Raw genomic sequence first — 19251 nt, forward strand, 5'->3', positions numbered from 1 at the left:
GCGGGCCGAACGCCACGGAGCCTGCCCGCTTGCCCCCATCGTCGGACGCCACCGCCCCCGAATCCCGCTTCAACGGTGCCCGCTACTGCCTGGCCGAGAACGCCCGGCTCCGGCCCGACAAGGTCGCGCTGATCATGGCGGGGGCCGACGACGACGTCAGGTCCCTGACCTTCGCGGAGGCCGACCGGGCGGTCCGCGGCATCGCGGCCGGCCTCCAGGGACTCGGCCTCGCACCCGGCGCCCGGGTCATGATCCGTATGGGCAACGAGATCGATTACGTCCTGGTGTATTTCGGCGCGCTGGCGGCGGGCCTCGTGGCGCTGCCCTCCTCCCCACAATTGACCGAGGCCGAAGCGGCATTCCTGATGGAGAATGCCGATGCCGCGGTCGTCGTAGTGGGCCGCGATCACCCGGCCGATCCGGCCGGCCTCGGTGGCCGCATCCTGTTGAAGCCCGACGCGATCGCCGCGATGAAAGCGGGACCGGCGCTGGTCGATTATGCCGATACCGGCGCCGAGGATCCCGCGACCCTGGTCTACACCTCCGGCACCACCAGCCGGCCGAAGGGCGTCCTGCACGCCCATCGGGCCATTCGCGGCCGCCGCCCGATGCATGAACACTGGCTTGGTATGTCCGAGCACGACGTGATGCTGCATGCCGGCACGATGAACTGGACCTACACTCTGGGCGTCGGCATCACCGACCCCTGGGCCTGCGGTGCCACGGCGGTGCTGTACGACGGCCCGCGCGATCCGGCCGTCTGGCCGGCACTGATGGCGCGCCATCGGGCGACCCTGTTCGCCGCCGTCCCCAGCCTGTACCGACAGATTCTGAAATACGGCGATCTCTCGTCCGTCGACCTGCGTGCCCTGCGTCATGGGGTGACGGCGGGCGAAGCACTCTCGCCCGCGCTGCACGCGGCCTGGACCGAGGCGACCGGGAAACCCCTCTACGAAGCGCTCGGAATGAGCGAGGTCTCGACCTACGTGTCGACCGGACCGACCATTCCGGTGCGGCCGGGCTCGCCGGGCAAGCCTCAGCCTAGGCGGCGCGTCGCGATCCTGCCGACGGACGGGCCGGAGGAGCCGCTCGGTCCCGGCGAGATCGGCCTGCTGGCGGTCCATCGGTCCGAACCCGGCCTGATGCTGGGCTACTGGAACCGACCCGAGGAGGAGGCCGCGGTACGGCGCGGGGATTGGTTCGTCGGGGGCGACCTCGCCAGCCTCGATGCCGATGGCTACCTCACCTTTCACGGCCGCAACGACGACCTGATGAACGCGCTGGGTTATCGGGTTTCGCCGAACGAGGTCGAAGGCGTGCTGGGCGCCCATCCAAGCGTGGCCGAAGTCGGCGTGACGGAGGTTGCGGTGCGCAGCGATCTCAGCGTGATCACGGCCTTCGTCGTCGCGAGACCGGGTGCCGAGTTGGAGGCTGACGACCTCATCGCCTGGTGCCGCGATCGGCTGGCGGCCTACAAATGCCCTCGCGAGGTCCGGTTCCTCGACGCCTTGCCGCGCACGCCGAACGGCAAAGTCCAGCGCAAGAGACTGGCTGGCCCGTGATCAGTCTCTCGACGGCGACCGTGCCAAGCGCTGCTCCATCGGGCTCTCGGCCTTTGTGCTCCCCACGGCACAGCCCTCTCAAAGCCGCCGAAATCCCCACCGTTGGCCGAAACGCGGCTTGACCCGCCGGATGCGAAATTCTAGATCGACGGCCTGCGGAGACGTGGCCGAGCGGCTGAAGGCACTCGTTTGCTAAATGAGCATACCCCGAAAGGGGTATCGAGGGTTCGAATCCCTCCGTCTCCGCCAGACCCCAATCCCCCGCGTCGCGATCGTCAGTCCGATTTGGGCTGAGCGGATGTCTGTGACCGCTCGCCCGCTGCTGTCAGACGTGCTTTGCCGGCGTGCGATAGGGGACCGGGAAAGCGCTGGGCCGCCCCTGCCGGCGAACGCGACCTGTCCAGCTCGGGGCCGATCCGTCCGAACCGATCGTCCGATCCCGATTCGATGTCGGCCCCCTCACATGCGCTCCTTGCGGCCGGTGGTGATCAGCCGCCAGTTGACCGGGTAGCTGGTCAAAAAACCGCTTACCATCGCGATCTGCATCACGAACCAGAACTCGGGCGTGTTCACCGCCGCCCGCGGCGCGCCGAGGGCCGGGAGCAGGACGAACTGGGCCAACGCCATGAAGCCGTACATGCCGATCTGCCACGCGATGAGGGAAGCCGTGTCGGCCTTCAGGGCCGCAACGAGTCCTTGGACCGGCGAGAGATTCCGCATCGGCACGATGGCGAAGTACTGAAACACGATGCCGAGCCCGAAGGCGAACACGAAATCGAGGATCCAGACCGCGTACATCTTCTCGGCGAACACGGTCTGCCAGCCGAACCAGACCGCCACGGCCGGGATCAGGAAAGCAAGCCACTCCGCCGCGATATCGCCGAGCATGCAGCCACTGCCGCAGTGAAGGGCGCCCTTGCCGACCATGACGGGGAACGGGGGCTCGGTCCGGTGCGCGGTCGCTGTGTCCCGATCCCTCCCCGCATGATGCACCTCCGGGATGACGGACCGTCCATAGCGGAGATAGGCCCACGCGGCTGCGATCGTCCCGAACAGGGCACAGACCGGCCATACGACATTCATGATGCCCATAGGTTGGGGATGCCGGACAACGTCGATGGAGATCAAGAGGGCACAGACAGCGCCCAACAGCAGGGCGGTGATCGAAAGACCATGAAGCCATCCAGGAAACATCGGGATCCTCTCTCCATCGCACTCCCAATTCAATGGGAGGTTGTTGCGCGATCGATTGTTCCCGCAGATCTGCCGTGTCCGGACCGCGTTCAGACATCGCTCTCCCGGCGAAAGAGAATCTCCAGTCGCGCCGCCGGCTGCACCCGTTCGCTGGGTAGGCTCTATTGCCGCGTCGGTTACGATGCGTTCCAGCGATGGAGAAGCCTGTCACCGATGCAGGCGGATGGCAGCCGGACCATGCCGTTCGCCTCGGCCCTATCGTCCTCTGCGTCGGAATGCCAAGTTTCGTCCGGCCGATCATCGCCACCATCACGCCTGCAGCCGATCCGACCGCCGCGCATGCCCAGGGTCGTGCAGGCCCATCAATGCTGCGTGTCCAACTGACACTGAATTGAGGGCCATGAGGTTGAGGGCCATCGGATTGAGGGCCCTCAAACTGACGGCCATGCGGCGGCTCGGTCGACCGTCCAGGGTTTGCGAAGGACGGCTGTTCCGGAGCGCCTTGAGTTCCGCCAAGCTGATCAGCAGATTGGGCCGCGTGTTCACCCGTCGCCCGCTGGAAAAGTCTTCATCCGTCAGACGGCTGACGATCGCGATGTCCGCCCTCCAAGAGCCGGAAGTCCATAGGGACGCGCGGGCGGTCGAGACTTGCTCGGTGCATTCGATGGTGGCCGGCAGGCACGGGCCCTCTCGCGGCCGAAGACGAGGGGCTCATCGGATCGCAATGGGTGTCTTGATCCGATCGAAGCGGAGCCGGCCTGACCTTATTGCACGGCCGGGATCGTAAAGTCGCCGCCGGTGGGCAGGAGTGAGGTCGGGTCGGACGGCGCCGGTGTCTCGACGCTCGACGTGCCCGTCGCCGTCGCCGTCGCCGGTGCGGCCGCGAGGTGCAGATCTGATGGGAGAAGGGCTACGCTCGCTCCCATGAGCCCAGCAAGGGCGCGAATCTCATCAGGTTCACGCGGATCGCGGGAAATACGCGCGGCGTCGCGCTGCAGACGGAGATTGCAGGCACGCGATGGCAACCCGCTGGACGGGGTGCACGCATCGTGGCGGGCGCAGGCCGCGTCGAGGGCATCGATCGGTGGACGCGGAGCGTTGTTGCCGGGTCCGCAATAATTGCCATGCACCAGCAGCGCCGGTGGAGCGTCAGACGGCGCCGGTTGGGCCAAAGCGGGCACCACTGCGCCGACGAGGAGGGCGAGGGACAGGCTCAGACGAACCATGGGATGACATCCTTCCATTACGGGTCGGCTCCCCGACTGGCAGCCGACGCGATGGTCTCGGTGATGAGAAACAGCCGGTGGGGGCTCGCATGCGGGGGGCTCGGCCGTCCGGCCTATCGCTCAGTCCTGCGTTCCTCGGGACGGACGGGGGGACCGGGATTGCAGGGCCGGCGTCCGAAACCCTTCGCTCAGCCCATCCAACCGCGTGCTTTCCGCTGTAGTTCCGCAGCCATCGGCTGGGTTACGGCACAAACCCGGTGCGCCTAACATCTGTTAAGCCACATCGAAGAAGATTCTATACTGTCTATCCATAACAGCGCATGACGAAACGTTGCGAGAGGTCAGACTGTTCGGGGATTGTGATTCACGCGCGGTTCTGGATCAGAACGGTCATTGCTGGGCGAGGCGCCGAGCGCCGGACGATGCGTCCGTTTCCGACTCCAGCCATCGAAGGGACGCTGTTCCTTGGACAACGCGGCGGTCTCGTTCAGCGCGCACCGTGATCGCACAGCCTGCCGTTCGCGAAAGGCGTCGGAGCAGTTTTGCATGCGGGAATAGGATCGCTCGCAGGAATGTTTACCGTCACGAGACGGAGCGGCATCCGGTGATGCGCCTTCAGCCCCGACGCGCCCGGGCCAGAGCCGACCAAGATTTGGCGCACATGGAAACGGCGTGCCCCGGCATCCGGGACACGCCGTACCTGCTGTCTGGTGGCGGCGGCCGCCGATCAGCGACCTTGTTGCGGCATCAGCGAACGCGCTTGCTGGACGGCCTCGCGGCAAGATTGGTCGCCCTTGGCGTTCAGGTCGGTCGCGCGCTGAAGGGCCGTCTTGGCCTGGGAGACCTTGTCCTCGGCCGAGAGGCTGGGCGAAGCCGAGGCCTCTCCGCCGTTGGCAGCCTTGGCGGCCGCCGTCGGCTTGTTCTCGGATTGCGCGCGAACGTCGGCCGGAGAGGTGGCGATCCGCCCGGAGGCAACCGAATCCGCCTGTCCGGTCCCGGTGGCAGCAGCCACGGGTCCGGAAACGCCGCCCACGGTACCCGGCGATCCACCGGTCTCACGGGACGCTCCGCCCTGCTGGGCGCGATCCGTCTCGGCATTGCCGTCGGGCTTGGCGTCGGGTGATGTGTTGCTGGCCGCGCGATCCGCTGAACCGACGTGCGGCCCCTTATGCTGCCCGGAATCCGGCTGGGACACGGGTGCCCCCATCCCCACCTGGGTCCCGAGTTCGCGCTTCAACGTGGCGATATCGTCGGTGCAGGGGCCTCCCTCCTGGGCGTAGGCCGCCGTATGGACGAAGCCGAGCGCGGACAGAGCGGCTACACCGCACAGCATCTTAAAAGGTGACATTGGCTTCCTTTAAATAATCCGACGACCAACGCGAGCGTCAATCGGATGTTCGAATGATAGTGGAAGCCTTTTCGCCGCAGATAGATGAACGATCGAAAGAAGAAAAACAAAACAAAGGCGGCACACTCGGATTTTTCCGAATGTGCCGCCAATGTTGTCGATTGTACCCCGCCCTGCAGCGGAGCTTAATTGACGACGTTAGTATCCGTAGCCATAGGCCGGGTAGCCGTAGCCGTAGCCATACGCCGGAGCATAGCCATAGGCGGGGGCCGGGGCGTAGCCGTATCCGCCGCCGTAATAACCGACGGGACGGCCGTAGCCGTATCCATAGCCGCCATAGCTGTTTGCCACGATCGCGCCGGCTGCCAGACCGGCGATGCCGAGGCCGATGGCGGCACCCGGGCCGATGCCGCGACGATGGCCGTAACCGCGACCGTAGCCGCCGCCATAGCCACGATATCCACCGTAGCCGCCGCGGAAGCCGACACCGCGATAACCACCGCCGTAGCCGTAACCGCCATGACCGTAACCACCGTGGCCGTAGCCCCAACCGCGTGCCTCGGCAGGTGCCGATGCCAGAAGGCCAAGGCCGACCAAGGCCGTGGAGGCAAGGACGAACTTCCGCATCTGAGAACTCCTGTCGTATGAACGTTAGGCTAGAAACAACCTGCGCCCCAGGCCGTTCCCTCGAACCTGTTGGTTCAACACGTCACAGGGTGAGTCTCCGGCGCCACGCCGGACCGGGCCGCAGCCTATTTGGCCGTAGTTTGGTCTGCGGATCGTCCGAGGCACAGCGATGACGCTTCGTCTCAACTGTGCTGTCTTAGGGCGATGGAAGAAATGCTGAGATCCGCGACCGTCGATCCGGTCGCTGCAGGCACTCTGACCTGTTCAGCGATCCGACGCTCGTAGCGGCGACGTTTGAAACGCCCGGTGCGCGCGGTCTGTCCCCCGCTCATCGGTTCGATCGACCGCGCAAACGGACGCGACACCGGACCGATCACCTCCGTTTGGTCGCAGGAACAGCCCCATCCGGCCCGTGTTCACCGATCAGGATTCTTGCATGGAGGACGCCGTCATGGAGGACGCCGTGAACATTCGTGTCGCGCTGGTCAGTTCGCTCGTCATCGGGGCTACATCGGCGGCCCCGGTTCTGGCGCAGGGTGTGTTCCTTCCCGAACACCGAAGGGGCGTCATCATCCAGAATCAGCCGAACACCACCGGCAACAGCCGCGATGTCGTCATCTCCTATGGAGCCACGGGGGCCGATACCGTGACGACGAACTCTGCCGCCGGCGGCAATGCGAGCCGGCCCGAACAGGCGTTTCCGAATGGAAGCGCCAACGGCGGCCCCGGGGGGCGCTGACCGGCACCTGCTGGCGGACGGTCTCTCGGCCTGATTGCGCTGCGTGGCCATCGCGGGAGGCAGGGCAGAAAGCAGAGGCCTGCCCAAGGCCGTTCGAAAGCGCTTGAGCCCTGTCCTTGAGCCCTGGACTTGCCGAGGTGCCTGCCGGATGGGATGCCCAAGCAGAATCCGACTGTGTGACGGCCCGGCATCGGGGACGCGGGCAGGAGCGTCGCTCAGACTTGGCGTTCGACGAAGGTTTCACCCTGACAGAGTCCCCATCCAGCTGTTCTGCCAAGGTGGCGGGCGTGGGCATCTCGGGGAAGAACGATGGCTCAGCACCCAAGGATCGGGTGATAACGGCTTTTCGCGGCGCCGATGGGTTTGGTACTTCGGCTTTCTCGTGGCAGGAGCGGCATCGTGAGTAGCGCGCACCGCCGCGACGCGCGGCCCCATACCTCGGAGACCGGGGCGGGGCAGCGCCGATGCGCGGCGGTCCGGTTCCGAGGAGTTCGACGATGCACGCAGGTGTGATCACCCCCACGACCCAGTCGGTCAGATCCGGCTCGGTCGGAAACTGGCTCGGCCGGGTGCGGATCGCCGTGGCCGCCCTGACGCTCGGCATCGGCCTGTCCGGATGTGGCGCCGTCAATCGGGTGCCGACCCTGGAGGAGCGGGCGAAGTCCTCGTGGAGCGAGGTCCAGAACCAGTACCAGCGCCGGGCGGATCTGATCCCCAATCTGGTCGAGACGGTGAAGGGCTATGCGCAGCAGGAGAAGGACGTCCTGGTCGGTGTGACCGAGGCGCGGGCCAAGGCGTCGAGCGTCAAGGTCGACGCCTCGACCGTGAGCGATCCGCAGAAATTCAAGGAATTCCAGGAAGCGCAGAACCAGCTTTCGGGCGCGCTCGGCCGCCTGCTCGTCACCGTCGAGCGTTATCCCGACATCAAGTCGAACCAGAACTTCCTCGCCCTGCAGTCGCAGCTCGAAGGCACCGAGAACCGGATCGCCGTTGCCCGCCGGGACTACATCGCGGCGGTTCAGGACTACAACACCGAGGTCCGTACCATTCCGGGCCGGTGGATCGCGGCGATCTTCTACCCGGATGCGAAACCGATGGAGACCTTCACGGCGACGCCGAACGCCGAGCGCCCGCCGAACGTGAAGTTCTAGCCCAGGATGGGCGCTCCGAGCATGCGGGGGATCGCGGCGCGCCGCCTCTGGATCGACACCGCCTGCCTGCTGCTGGCGCTCTGGCTCGCCCTCTGGGCCGGAGCCGCCGGCGCGGCCGAACCGACGTTTCCGGCCCTGACCGGGCGGGTTGTGGACGCGGCCGGCATCCTCAAGCCCGAGGACCGGGCGACCCTCGAGGCCAAGCTGAAGGCCTACGAGGACAAGACCTCGGACCAGGTGGTGGTCGCCACCATCCCGAGCCTGCAGGACCGCACCATCGAGGATTACGGCAATCGGCTGTTCCGGGCCTGGAAGCTCGGAGAGGCCAAGACCAACAACGGAGCGCTGCTGCTGGTGGCGCCCAACGAGCGCAAAGTACGGATCGAGGTCGGCTACGGCCTCGAAGGGGCGCTGACCGACGCGCTCTCGAAGGTCATCATCACCACCGCCATCACCCCGCGCTTCAAGACGGGCGACTATGCTGGCGGCCTCAATGCCGGCGTCGACGCCATGCTGACGATCCTGGCCGGTGACGCCGAGGAGTGGCAGCGCAAGGCCAAAGTCCGGACCGACGAGGCCGATCCGAGCCAGGTCCTGATCTTCATCGTGCTGTTCTTCGTCATCCTGTTCGTCGTCTATCGGATGAACCGGGGCGGGCGCGGCGGCCGCGGTGGCGGGTTCGTGATCCTGCCGGGACCGGTCTCCGGGGGATGGAGCGGCGGCGTGTCCGGCGGCTTCGATGGGGGCGGCTTTTCCGGCGGCGGCGGCTCGTCGGGTGGGGGAGGAGCCTCCGGTGACTGGTAAATCGAGGGACCTCCTGGACGAGGGCGCCCGCACCCGCATCGCGGAGGCGATCCGCAGGGCCGAAACCACGACCTCCGGCGAGATCGTGGTGCTGGTCGCCGCGCGGGCCGGCTTCTATCGCTCGGCGCCGCTTCTCGCCGCGCTGGCCTGCGGGCTCGTGGTCCCCTGGCCGCTGATCCTGCTCACGCCCTGGAGCGCGGCCGCGATCGCCCTGGCGCAGATCGCCGTCGTGCTCGTCGTGCTGCTCGCGGGTCTGCATCCCCGTGTGCGAATGGCCCTGGTGCCCCGTTCCATCCGCCGCGACCGGGCTCACGAACAGGCCCTGCGCGAGTTCAGGACAAGGGGCCTGTGCCAGACCGAAGGGCGCACCGGCGTGCTGATCTACCTCGCCCAGGCCGAAGGGCATGCGGAGATCGTGGCGGATCGCGGTGTCGCCGCTCGGGTCCCGACCCCGGCCTGGTCGAACGCGATCGATACCCTGCTCGATGCCCTCCGGCGCGATGAGGTCGAGGCAGGCCTGACCGCCGCCGTCGGCCAGGTCGGCACCATCCTGGCGGCTGATTTTCCTCCGCGCGCGGTCCCTGTCGACGCCCTGCCGAATCGCGTCATCACCATCCACTGAGCGGCGCGAGTCGACCTGCGACGAAGGCCGTTCGGTTTTCAAACCGCGTCGATTGAAATCGGCTGCCCTGGCCCTTCCAGTCAATTTGCGCGAGAAGGCCCCTTGACGACCTGCCGGCAAGGACAGGTCGCGGGAGCGAGACGTCATGAGTGCGGTATCCAAGCACGGACCCTGGGTCCTGGTCGGAGGTTTGGGGGCGGCCGCCCTCGCGATCGTCGCGACGACGCGCGGCGAAACCGTGAATGCCCTCTGGATCGTCGTCGCGGCGGTCTGCGTGTACCTGATCGCCTACCGCTACTACTCGCTCTTCATCTCCGAAAAGGTCATGCGGCTCGACAACGGCCGTCGGACGCCGGCGCACGTGCACAATGACGGGCTCGACTATGTGCCCACCAACCGCAACGTCCTGTTCGGCCACCACTTCGCCGCCATCGCGGGCGCCGGCCCCCTGGTCGGCCCGGTGCTCGCCGCGCAGATGGGCTACCTGCCGGGCCTGCTCTGGATCCTGGCCGGCGTCGTCCTGGCCGGCGCGGTGCAGGACTTCATGGTGCTGTTCATCTCGATGCGACGGGACGGCCGCTCGCTCGGCGAATTGATCCGTGCCGAACTCGGCACCATCCCGGGCATCATCGCGCTGTTCGGCACCTTCATGATCATGGTGATCCTGCTGGCGGTGCTGGCGATGATCGTCGTCAAGGCCCTGGCCGAGAGCCCGTGGGGCACCTTCACGGTCGCTGCGACGATCCCGATCGCCATGCTGATGGGCCTCTATGCGCGCTACATCCGCCCGGGCAAGGTCGGCGAGGTCTCGATCATCGGCTTCGTCCTGCTGATGCTCGCCATCGTGTACGGCGGCAACGTCGCGGCCGACCCGTATTGGGGTCCGGTCTTCACCTTTACCGGGACCCAGCTGTGCTGGCTGCTGATCGGCTACGGCTTCGTCGCCTCGATCCTGCCGGTCTGGCTCCTGCTCGCTCCGCGCGACTATCTGTCGACCTTCCTCAAGATCGGCACCATCGTGGGTCTGGCGCTCGGCATCGCCTACGTCGCCCCGCACATGCAGATGCCGGCGGTGACCAAGTTCGTCGATGGCAGCGGTCCGGTCTGGGCCGGCTCGCTGTTCCCGTTCCTGTTCATCACCATCGCGTGCGGCGCGGTCTCGGGCTTCCATGCCCTGATCTCCTCGGGCACCACGCCGAAGCTCATCGACCGGGAGTCGGATGCACGCTTCATCGGCTACGGCGGCATGCTCATGGAGAGCTTCGTCGCCGTGATGGCGCTGGTCTCCGCCAGCGTGATCGAGCCCGGCATCTACTTCACAATGAATTCGCCCGCGGGACTCGTCGGCACCACGCCGGAGAGCGCGGCGGCGGCGGTGACGAAGCTCGACCCGGCCTTCACGATCACGGCCGCCGAGATCGCCCAGACCGCCGTCGACGTCGGCGAGCACTCGATCATCTCGCGCGCCGGCGGCGCCCCGACTCTCGCGGTCGGAATGGCGCACATCATCTCCTCGGCCATCGGCGGCAAGGGCATGATGGCGTTCTGGTACCACTTCGCGATTCTGTTCGAGGCCTTGTTCATCCTGACGGCGGTGGATGCGGGCACGCGCGCCGGCCGCTTCATGCTGCAGGACCTGCTCGGCCTCGTCTCGCCGGCGTTCAAGGACACCACCGCCTGGGTTCCCAGCATCCTGGCCACCGCCCTGTGCGTCGGTGCCTGGGGTTACTTCCTCTACCAGGGCGTGACCGACCCGCTCGGCGGCATCTACACCCTGTGGCCGCTGTTCGGCATCTCGAACCAGATGCTGGCCGCCGTGGCGCTGACCCTCGCCACCGTGGTGATCTTCAAGATGAAGCGCGAGCGCTACGCCTTCGTCACCATCATCCCGACCGTGTGGCTCTGCATCTGCACCCTGACGGCCGGTTGGCAAAAGATCTTCTCCGCCGACCCCAAGATCGGTTTCCTGTCGCATGCCGACCGCTTCTCGGCGGCGATCGCCGAGAACAAGGTGCTGGCCCCGGCCAAGACCATGGCCGACATGCACAAGATCGTCTTCAACGACCGGATCGACGCGGCGCTGGCGATCCTGTTCGTCGGCCTCGTGGTGGCCATCGCGGTCTTCGGCATCATGGCCTGCGTGAAGGCGTACCGGGCCGATCGCTGGACCGCGCTGGAGAGCGACGGTCCGTCCGCGGTTCCGGCGGAGTAGGCACCATGGCGCTATCGTCGGCCGAGTTGCGGGACCGCCTCAAGACCTTCTCGAAATGCGTCTGCGACGGCGCCCGGCTGATGGTGGGGCAGGGGGACTACGAGGCCTATGCCGCCCATATCCGCCGGACGCATGCGGACCAGGAGCCCATGACCGAGCGGGAATTCTTCCGCAACCGCGAGAATGCCCGCTTCGGCGTCGGCAACCGCAACGGTTTCCGCTGTTGCTGAAGGAGTCCGCCTGCTGCGACCTTGGCGGGTCTTAACCGGGTCTACAGTCTGTTCGTGTGCGGTTGTGGCAGCGGCACGGCAAATCGGCTTAGCTGAAGCCTCTGACGTTTGGGGGCACGATGACACAGCCGATGCCGGGCGACGCGCGATCCGTGGCTGGGCGCGTCGGGGCGATCACCTTCGACACGCGCCTCGCCGGGCTCACCGGCCTCGCCGTCCGGGGCTTCCTGCTGTCTCTGGTCACCTTCGGAATCTACCGGTTCTGGTATGTGACCGACCTGCGGCGCTACTTCTGGAGCCGGACCGTCGTAGACGGCAGCCCGGGCGAGTATGTCGGCCGCGGCAAGGAACTGTTTCTCGGGTTCCTGGTGGCGCTCGCGGTCCTGATCCCGATCTACGTGGCGATCTTCGTCGCCACCCTGTCGGTGCCGTCGCTCGCCTCCTTCGGCGGTGCCCTGTCCTTCGCCATCCTGTTCGTCCTCGGGCAATTCGCGCGCTATCGGGGCCGTCGCTACCGGGCCTCGCGCACCCTCTGGCGCGGGATCCGGCTCGGGCAGGACGGTTCGGCGATCACCTACGCGCTGATGGCGTCGGGGTGGGCGCTCCTGACCCTGGCGACCCTCGGACTCGCCTTCCCGTTCATGCGCGCGAGCCTGGAGCGTTACCGGATCAACCACACCCTGATCGGGTCGGGCCGCATGGCGTCGTCGGCCCGAGGCCGATCGCTGCTCCTGCCCTGGCTCGCCTTCTACCTCATGGTGCTCGTCCCGGTTCTCGCCGCCGTCCTGGCCTTCTTCGCAGCCTCGGATTTTGCCATCCCGGCCGACCTCTTCGTGGCCAAGCCCGGCGGAAAACCCGGTGAGACCGTCTTCAATTCCGCCTATGCCGGCACTCCCATCGCCACCTACGGCGCCCTCCTCATCGGCACGATCAGCGTCTCTGCGCCCCTGGGGCTGCTGCTGATCCCGTTCTATCGGGCCCGCGAGACGCGGATCTTCATGAACGCGGCCAGCCTCGGCCCCGTTCGCCTCGCCTCGACCCTCAGAGCGCGACAGTTCTATTGGCCCTACATCGTCTACATGCTGTCGATCTTCGGCTTCATCACCGTGGTCGGCGTCGTGATCGGAGCCGGCGCCGTCTCGATCCAGACCGGCGGAGCCCTCAATGGCGCCCAGTGGGTCCTCATGTTCGGGCTGGTCCTGGCCTATCTCGGCGGTGCCCTGTTCTTCGCCGTGCTCTACGTCCGGGTCATCACCGCGCGCCTCTGGGCCGCCGTCGCCACGACCACCCAGGTGGAGAACGCGGACGGCCTCGGGGCGATCCTGGCTTCCGGCCGACGGGTCGGCAGCGGGCTCAACGAGGGCCTCGCCGACGCCCTCGACGTTGGCGGCGCCCTCGAGATCGGGTTCTAGTGCAGCCGCACGGTTCGGACCGAACGGGCGCCGGGCAGGGAGCGACGCTCCACGCCGAAGGGCGCTATTTCGATGGGCTCAGCGCCCGAATCCATCCCGTGACGCTGAGGCTCGATCAGCGCCTGTGGATCGCGGGGCCGGAGATCGCCGTCGACTGGGATCTGTTCGACCTCGTGGCCGGCGACACGGTGGCACCGTTGATGCGGATCGGCCCGCGCGGTCGACCGGCCCGCGTGGAGGTCAGCGACAGCGCCTTCGCCGACGCCCTCACGGCCCGATGCCCCGATCTGCATCGGTCGGATGACAAGGGGTCCGGCGGCAATCTGCGGCTCGTCGTCTGGTCGATCGTCGCTGGGCTCTCGGTGATCCTGCTGGCGATCTACGGAGTGCCTGCCATCGCCGCGCGGCTCGCCCCCATGATCCCGATATCGGTCGAATCGCGGCTCGGCAGCGCCGTCGCGGATCAGGTCGGCCGGATGCTCGGGCATCCCCCCGTCTGCGACGACGGTCCGGCCCGCGCCGTTCTCGACCGGCTCGTGGCACGGATGGCGGGGGAGCGAGGCCTGCCGGGCGAGCCCCGGATCGCCGTGCACCGCCACGCCGTCGCCAACGCCCTGACCCTGCCGGGCGGCCGCGTCATCATCCTGTCCAGCCTGATCGACCGATCCGAGACCGCGGACGAGTTCGCCGGCATTCTCGCGCATGAGTTCGGCCACATCGCCGCTCGTGATCCGATGCGCGCCCTGCTGGCGGCCAGTGGCAGTTCGTTCCTCCTCAGCCTCGTCCTCGGCGATCTCACGGGCTCGACGCTCATCGTCGCCACCGGGCAGATGGCCCTCTCGGCCGGCTATTCACGGGATGCCGAGACCGCGGCGGATGCCTACGCGGTCGAAACCCTACGGCGCTCCGGCGGCGATGCCGGCGCACTCGCCACCATCCTCGAGCGCATCGCCCGGGATGAAGAACCGGACGGGGTCGCGAGCCTTCTGCGCAGCCATCCCTTCACCCGGGAGCGCGCGCATCGAATCCGCACGCTGGCCGGCAAGGACACAGTCGGGCGCCACATCCTGACCGACGCGGACTGGCTCACGCTGAAGCGTATCTGCCGCAGCGTCGCGACGGCAGCACCCCGATAGGTTCGGCGTCGGTTCCGCACGCTTTCGTACAGTCTTGATTCGCGGATTTACACGCGGAAACAAAAATCCCGGCCTGCAACCACAATTGCGTCGCGGCGTCGCGGCTACACATGGCCCCGTGGCATGCGACGAGCGTGGTACACCAGCCTGAACGCGACCACCTGGAAACCCGATGGGCCTCGTCCAGTATGCTCTAAAGTTCCGCATCACGATCTACGTGCTGGCCGTGCTGATGATGCTCGGCGGGGCGGCGGCGGTCGTGGTGGCGCCCAAGGACGTGCTTCCCACCGTCGACATTCCGGTGGTGGTGGTGGTGTGGACCTATAACGGCCTGTCGACCTCCGAGATGGAGCGTCGCATCACCACCTACGCGGAGTTTTCGCTCTCCAACAACGTCAACAACATCGCACGGATGGAATCGACCACCCTCCAGGGCACGGCGATCCAGAAGATTTACTTCGACGGCGCCGTGAGCATCGATCTGGCCATCGCACAGGTCGTCTCGGCCATGAACTCGATCCGCGCGACGATGCCGCCGGGCGTGCAGCCGCCCATCGTCCTGCGCTTCTCGGCCTCCTCCGTGCCGGTGATCCAGTTGGCCCTGTCCTCCGACCGGGAGAGCCTGACCAAGGTCTTCGACTACGCCCAGTACCGCATCCGCCAGCGCCTGACCCAGGTCCCCGGCTCGACCCTGCCGTCGCCCTTCGGCGGCACCCCGCGCCAGATCATGGTCGACCTCGACCTGCACGCGCTCCAGGCCCTCGGGCTCACCGCCCTCGACGTCACCAACGCGGTGACGGCGCAGAACCTCACCATTCCGTCGGGCCTCGCCAAGATCGGCGAGCAGCAATACCCGGTGCAGCTCAACGCCTCGCCGGAGGCGATCGACGCCCTGAATCAGATCCCCATCAAGGTCGTGGGGGGACAACCGATCCTGGTGCGCGACGTCGCCCATGTCCGCGACGGCGGTCCGCCGCAGGTCAATATCGTGCGGGCCGACGGTCTGCATTCGGTGCTGATGCGCATCTTCAAGAACGGCACCGCCTCGACCCTCGACGTGGTCAACAACGTCAAGAAGGCCCTGCCGGACATTCAGGCCGCCGCCCCCGAGGGCATGAGCCTCAAGCCGCTGTTCGACCAGTCGGTCTTCGTCTCGGCGGCGATCGAGGGCGTGATCCACGAGGCGATCATCGCGGCGGCCCTGACGGGCCTCACCATCCTGCTGTTCCTCGGCTCATGGCGCTCCACCATCGTGGTGCTGGTCTCGATCCCGCTCTCGATCCTGACCTCGCTGGCGATCCTGACGGCGCTCGGCGAGACCATCAACGTGATGACGTTGGGCGGGCTGGCCCTGGCGGTCGGCATCCTGGTCGACGACGCCACGGTGGCGATCGAGAACACCTATCGGCTGTTCGAGGAGGGCGAGCCCTTCCGCAAGTCGGTGGTGGAGGGCGCCGCCGGCATCGCCAAGCCGGCGCTGATCTCGACCCTGTCGATCTGCGCCGCCTTCGTGTCGGTCTTCGCCCTGACCGACACGCCGAAATACCTGTTCACCCCACAGGCGCTCGCGGTCGTGTTCGCGATGCTGACCTCCTACGTCCTGTCGCGGACCCTGGTGCCGGTGCTGATCGACGTGCTGGTGGCGCGGGAATACGACGCCAAGCACGGGGAGGGCGCCGCGCCGCAGCAGGGCCGTATCGCCCGGGCACTCGGCGGGATCGTCGGCCCGGTGTTCCGCCTCGCCGGCTGGTTCCGGCACGGCTTCGAAGCGCGGTTCGCGCGCTTCCATCGCGGCTATCTCGGCCTGCTCCACGTCGTCATCGCCCGCCGGATCGCGACGCTGGCCGTGGTCGCAATCGTCTTCGCCACCACGGCGGGGCTCTTCGTCTTCGTGGGCCAAGACTACTTCCCGCAGGTCGCTTCGAGCCAGATGACCCTGCACCTGCGCACCCGCCCCGGCATGCGGATCGAGACGGCCGAGCAGGTTTTCGCCCAGGTCGAGACCGTGGTCCGCGAAGTCATTCCCGAAGGGGAGATCGACCAGATCCTCGACAATATCGGCCTGCCGGCGAACAACTACAACTTCGCCTTCTCGGATGGTTCGTTCGTCGCCTACAACGACGGTCAGATGCTGATCAACTTGAAGGAAGGCCATGGCTCGGTGGCCGACTATACCAAGCGCCTGCGTGAGGTTCTGCGCGAGCGGTTTCCTGATGTGGTGTTCTACTTCCAGCCCTCGGACATCATCACCCAGATTCTCAACTTCGGCACCCTGGCGCAGATCGACATCCAGGTTTCAGGCCGCAACACCGCCAAGGATCTGGAGGTGGCGCAGACCATCGTCCGGCGCCTCAAGGCCACCCGCGGCGCCGTCGACGTCCACCTGCACCAGATCGTCGGCACGCCGCAGTTCTTCGTCGATGTCGACCGGCGCCTCGCCTCGGAACTCGGGCTGACACAACAGCAGATCGCGCAAGGGCTGAACGTCTCGCTCTCGGGCTCCTTCCAGGTGACGCCGAACTTCTGGACCGATCCGAAGACCGGCATCCCCTATCAGCTCTGGGTGCAGACGCCGGAATACCGCAACGCGTCCCTCACCGACCTGCAGAACACGCCGCTTCTGGTCAACGGCAACGCGGATGCGCCGGGCGTCCTGACGCTCCTGTCCAGCGTCTCGACCATGCGGCGGGAGGGTTCGCAAACGGTGATCAACCACGTCAACACGCAGCCGACCTTCAACATCTACGCTGCCGTACAGGACAGCGACCTCGGTTCGGTCGCCAAGGAGATCCGCCGCATCGTCGCCGAGGAGCAGAAAACCCTGCCGGCCCCCGACAAGATCACCGTCCGGGGCCAGATCGAGAACATGGAATCGGCCTTCTTCCGGCTCCAGGTCGGACTCGCGATCGCCCTGGTGGCGGTCTACCTGCTGATGGCGGTGAACTTCCAGAGCTGGGGCGACCCGTTCGTGGTGCTGGCGGCCCTGCCGCTGGCCTTCTGCGGCATCGTCGCGAGCCTGTTCATCACCGGGACCACGTTCTCGATTCCCTCGCTCTTCGGCGCGATCATGTCGGTGGGCATCGCCTCCGCAAACTCGATCCTGCTGGTGACCTTTGCCAAGGAGCATCGCGAGGCCACCGGCTGCGGAGCGGTCGAGGCGGCGCTGCTCGCTGGCGAGACCCGCCTGCGACCGGTGCTGATGACCGCGAGCGCGATGTTCCTCGGGCTGATCCCGATGGCGCTCGGCACGGGGGAGGGCGGCGAGCAGAACGCCGCCCTGGCCCGTGCCGTGATGGGCGGCATCGCGGTCGGTACGCCCGCGACCCTGCTGTTCGTGCCGTTCCTTTACGCCTGCCTCCGTCGGGGCGAGGTCAAGCCGCTGGAGGACTACGCGTGAGCCGGTGGCAGGTCGAGATACGGGATGGCAGGGTGATGTCCGGTTCGGGGATGGGACAGTCGTGAAGCATCCGGAGCACGGTCCGTCCGAAATCCCGCCGCCTCCCGGGAAGGTGCCCTTCGTGCTCGTGGCGCTCGGCGTCATCGGGCTGCTCGCCTGGGGCGGCTACGGCCAGATGGAGCGCCGCGCGGCGGCGGCCGAGACGCAGCGCAAGGTCAACAGCTTCGTGCCGAAGCTACGCACGGCCACGGCCGAGCGCGCCGACAAGCCGATCGAAATCACCCTGCCGGGCCAGACCGACGCCTTTGCCAAGGCCGCGCTCTATGCCCGCGCCACCGGCTACATCGCCGAGCGCCGCGTCGATATCGGCAGCCGCGTGCGCCAGGGCGACATCCTGATGCGGATCGCGGCGCCCGACCTCGATCAGCAACTGGCCCAGGCCGAGGCGCAGACGGGCCAGCTCGAGGCTGCCCTGCTGCAGGCGCGATCCATGGTCGATCAGGCCAAGGCCAACGTGAACCTCGCCAACGTCACCAACACCCGCACCTCGACCCTGGCGGGGCAGGGCTGGGCCTCGAAGCAGAACGCCGACAATTCGCAGGCCAGCGTCCTCAGCCAGACCGCGACCCTCGCCTCGGCCGAAGCGGGCGTGAAGGTGGCCCAGGCCAACATCAAGGCGCAGGCCGCCACGGTCGAGCGCCTGAGGGCGCTGACCGGATTCAAGGACATCATCGCGCCCTTCGACGGCGTGGTCATCCAGCGCGGCGTCGATGTCGGGGACCTCGTCCAGGCCGACGGAACCGGAACCGCCCTCCTGTCCGTCGATCGCGATGACATCCTGCGCGTCTCGGTCAACGTGCCCCAGAACCTCGCGGTCGGCGTGACGCCGGGAGTCGAAGCGGCGATCAAGGTGCCGCAGATCCCGAACCGGATGTTTTCCGGCAAGGTGGAGCGCAGCTCGGTGGCGCTGCTGACCGCGTCGCGCACCCTGACGACGCAGGTCGACGTGCCGAACCAGGACGGTGTCTTGCGCGCCGGCCTCTACGTCTACGTCACCTTGAAGGTGCCTCGCACCCAAGCGAACGTGGTGATCCCAGCCGAAAGCCTCGTCTTCAATCAGCGCGGCACACAGGTCGCCCTGGCCCGCGAGGATGGCACGGCGCAGTGGCGTACGGTCCGGATCCGGCGCGATCTCGGCACCACGATCGAGGTCGACCAGGGCCTGGAGGGCAGCGAAGAGATCGTCCTCAGCCCCCCCGCCGACCTCCGCGACGGCCAGACGATCGAGCGCCAGCCGCCCTCCACCGACAGCAAGCCGCTGAAATCGGCCGCGCGCTGACAAGAGGGATCAGGCTGCGTCCGTTGCCTCCTGGTGGCGAGAGGTCAGGGGTGGGAATGGGTCCGCCAGCCTCCGCACCATGACGTTTCTCCGAACACCACCTTGAACACACAGGCTCGGCGACTTTCGTCGCTGGCTGGAGATCCGCTGAGCAGGCAAGCGGCGCATCCCGTTATACGCTGTGAAGCCGGAACTCTTTCCGAAAACGTCTGGTCCGACACTCTGCCGATCCTGTGGCTGGCGCGCAGACCT

15 protein-coding genes and 1 tRNA gene are annotated in these 19251 nt (G+C 67.1%); 12 read left to right on the plus strand and 4 right to left on the minus strand.

The window, feature by feature from the left end; translation table 11 throughout:
* Positions 1-29: 29 nt before the first annotated feature.
* Both J7U37_RS04525 and J7U37_RS04530 read left to right on the plus strand, forming a co-directional pair.
* Positions 30-1562 carry an AMP-binding protein gene (locus J7U37_RS04525; RefSeq protein ID WP_247634947.1) on the plus strand — a complete coding sequence of 511 codons (1533 nt, stop codon included), beginning with the start codon at positions 30-32 and terminating at the stop codon, positions 1560-1562.
* Between the two features lie 157 nt (positions 1563-1719).
* Positions 1720-1811 (plus strand) — tRNA-Ser (locus tag J7U37_RS04530).
* Between the two features lie 210 nt (positions 1812-2021).
* Here the strand turns inward: J7U37_RS04530 and J7U37_RS04535 are convergent.
* From J7U37_RS04535 to J7U37_RS04550, 4 genes are all read right to left on the minus strand, one after another.
* A complete protein-coding gene (locus tag J7U37_RS04535) occupies positions 2022-2756 on the minus strand; it encodes a DUF4396 domain-containing protein (RefSeq protein ID WP_247634948.1) in 735 nt (244 codons plus the stop codon).
* A 764-nt stretch (positions 2757-3520) separates the two neighbouring features.
* Positions 3521-3982 carry a hypothetical protein gene (locus J7U37_RS04540; RefSeq protein ID WP_247634949.1) on the minus strand — a complete coding sequence of 154 codons (462 nt, stop codon included), beginning with the start codon at positions 3980-3982 and terminating at the stop codon, positions 3521-3523.
* Positions 3983-4709: 727 nt separating this feature from the next.
* Positions 4710-5315 carry a hypothetical protein gene (locus J7U37_RS04545; RefSeq protein ID WP_247634950.1) on the minus strand — a complete coding sequence of 202 codons (606 nt, stop codon included), beginning with the start codon at positions 5313-5315 and terminating at the stop codon, positions 4710-4712.
* 213 nt (positions 5316-5528) lie between these two features.
* The gene (locus J7U37_RS04550; RefSeq protein ID WP_247634951.1) at positions 5529-5957 is read right to left on the minus strand and encodes a hypothetical protein; all 429 of its coding nucleotides are present in this window, start codon (positions 5955-5957) and stop codon (positions 5529-5531) included.
* A 436-nt stretch (positions 5958-6393) separates the two neighbouring features.
* On the opposite strand from J7U37_RS04550, the gene J7U37_RS04555 reads away from it, so the two are divergent.
* The 10 genes from J7U37_RS04555 to J7U37_RS04600 all read left to right on the plus strand — a co-directional run bounded on the left by J7U37_RS04555 (position 6394) and on the right by J7U37_RS04600 (position 18999).
* Entirely contained in the window at positions 6394-6696 is a 303-nt protein-coding gene (locus J7U37_RS04555; RefSeq protein WP_247634952.1) for a hypothetical protein, read from the plus strand.
* A 497-nt stretch (positions 6697-7193) separates the two neighbouring features.
* The gene (locus tag J7U37_RS04560; protein ID WP_247634953.1) at positions 7194-7847 is read left to right on the plus strand and encodes a LemA family protein; all 654 of its coding nucleotides are present in this window, start codon (positions 7194-7196) and stop codon (positions 7845-7847) included.
* 21 nt (positions 7848-7868) lie between these two features.
* The gene (locus J7U37_RS04565) at positions 7869-8651 is read left to right on the plus strand and encodes a YgcG family protein (RefSeq protein WP_247634954.1); all 783 of its coding nucleotides are present in this window, start codon (positions 7869-7871) and stop codon (positions 8649-8651) included.
* Positions 8641-9273 carry a TPM domain-containing protein gene (locus tag J7U37_RS04570; RefSeq protein ID WP_056479271.1) on the plus strand — a complete coding sequence of 211 codons (633 nt, stop codon included), beginning with the start codon at positions 8641-8643 and terminating at the stop codon, positions 9271-9273. Before J7U37_RS04565 ends, J7U37_RS04570 begins: the two co-directional genes overlap by 11 nt.
* A 145-nt stretch (positions 9274-9418) precedes the next feature.
* Positions 9419-11485 (plus strand): carbon starvation CstA family protein, encoded by a 2067-nt coding sequence (locus J7U37_RS04575; RefSeq protein WP_247634955.1) that lies wholly within the window; start codon positions 9419-9421, stop codon positions 11483-11485.
* Positions 11486-11490: 5 nt separating this feature from the next.
* Entirely contained in the window at positions 11491-11715 is a 225-nt protein-coding gene (locus J7U37_RS04580) for a YbdD/YjiX family protein (protein WP_056479277.1), read from the plus strand.
* A gap of 131 nt (positions 11716-11846) precedes the next feature.
* Positions 11847-13127: a DUF898 family protein gene (locus J7U37_RS04585; RefSeq protein WP_247634956.1), complete on the plus strand. Its 1281-nt coding sequence runs from the start codon at positions 11847-11849 to the stop codon at positions 13125-13127.
* Between the two features lie 98 nt (positions 13128-13225).
* Positions 13226-14263 (plus strand): M48 family metallopeptidase, encoded by a 1038-nt coding sequence (locus J7U37_RS04590; protein ID WP_247634957.1) that lies wholly within the window; start codon positions 13226-13228, stop codon positions 14261-14263.
* 172 nt (positions 14264-14435) lie between these two features.
* The gene (locus tag J7U37_RS04595; RefSeq protein ID WP_247634958.1) at positions 14436-17660 is read left to right on the plus strand and encodes an efflux RND transporter permease subunit; all 3225 of its coding nucleotides are present in this window, start codon (positions 14436-14438) and stop codon (positions 17658-17660) included.
* A gap of 61 nt (positions 17661-17721) precedes the next feature.
* A complete protein-coding gene (locus J7U37_RS04600) occupies positions 17722-18999 on the plus strand; it encodes an efflux RND transporter periplasmic adaptor subunit (RefSeq protein WP_247634959.1) in 1278 nt (425 codons plus the stop codon).
* Positions 19000-19251 lie beyond the last annotated feature (252 nt).

Origin of the sequence: Methylobacterium sp. 37f, from assembly GCF_023093475.1 — a bacterium.
GTDB lineage: Bacteria > Pseudomonadota > Alphaproteobacteria > Rhizobiales > Beijerinckiaceae > Methylobacterium.

Bases quoted from the DNA above. Each gene is read 5' to 3' on its own strand.
- J7U37_RS04535 (WP_247634948.1), bottom strand. From the start codon at position 2,756: ATGTTTCCTGGATGGCTTCATGGTCTTTCGATCACCGCCCTGCTGTTG.
- J7U37_RS04540 (WP_247634949.1), bottom strand. From the start codon at position 3,982: ATGGTTCGTCTGAGCCTGTCCCTCGCCCTCCTCGTCGGCGCAGTGGTG.
- J7U37_RS04545 (WP_247634950.1), bottom strand. From the start codon at position 5,315: ATGCTGTGCGGTGTAGCCGCTCTGTCCGCGCTCGGCTTCGTCCATACG.
- J7U37_RS04550 (WP_247634951.1), bottom strand. From the start codon at position 5,957: ATGCGGAAGTTCGTCCTTGCCTCCACGGCCTTGGTCGGCCTTGGCCTT.
- J7U37_RS04555 (WP_247634952.1), top strand. From the start codon at position 6,394: ATGGAGGACGCCGTCATGGAGGACGCCGTGAACATTCGTGTCGCGCTG.
- J7U37_RS04560 (WP_247634953.1), top strand. From the start codon at position 7,194: ATGCACGCAGGTGTGATCACCCCCACGACCCAGTCGGTCAGATCCGGC.
- J7U37_RS04565 (WP_247634954.1), top strand. From the start codon at position 7,869: ATGCGGGGGATCGCGGCGCGCCGCCTCTGGATCGACACCGCCTGCCTG.
- J7U37_RS04575 (WP_247634955.1), top strand. From the start codon at position 9,419: ATGAGTGCGGTATCCAAGCACGGACCCTGGGTCCTGGTCGGAGGTTTG.
- J7U37_RS04580 (WP_056479277.1), top strand. From the start codon at position 11,491: ATGGCGCTATCGTCGGCCGAGTTGCGGGACCGCCTCAAGACCTTCTCG.
- J7U37_RS04585 (WP_247634956.1), top strand. From the start codon at position 11,847: ATGCCGGGCGACGCGCGATCCGTGGCTGGGCGCGTCGGGGCGATCACC.
- J7U37_RS04595 (WP_247634958.1), top strand. From the start codon at position 14,436: ATGGGCCTCGTCCAGTATGCTCTAAAGTTCCGCATCACGATCTACGTG.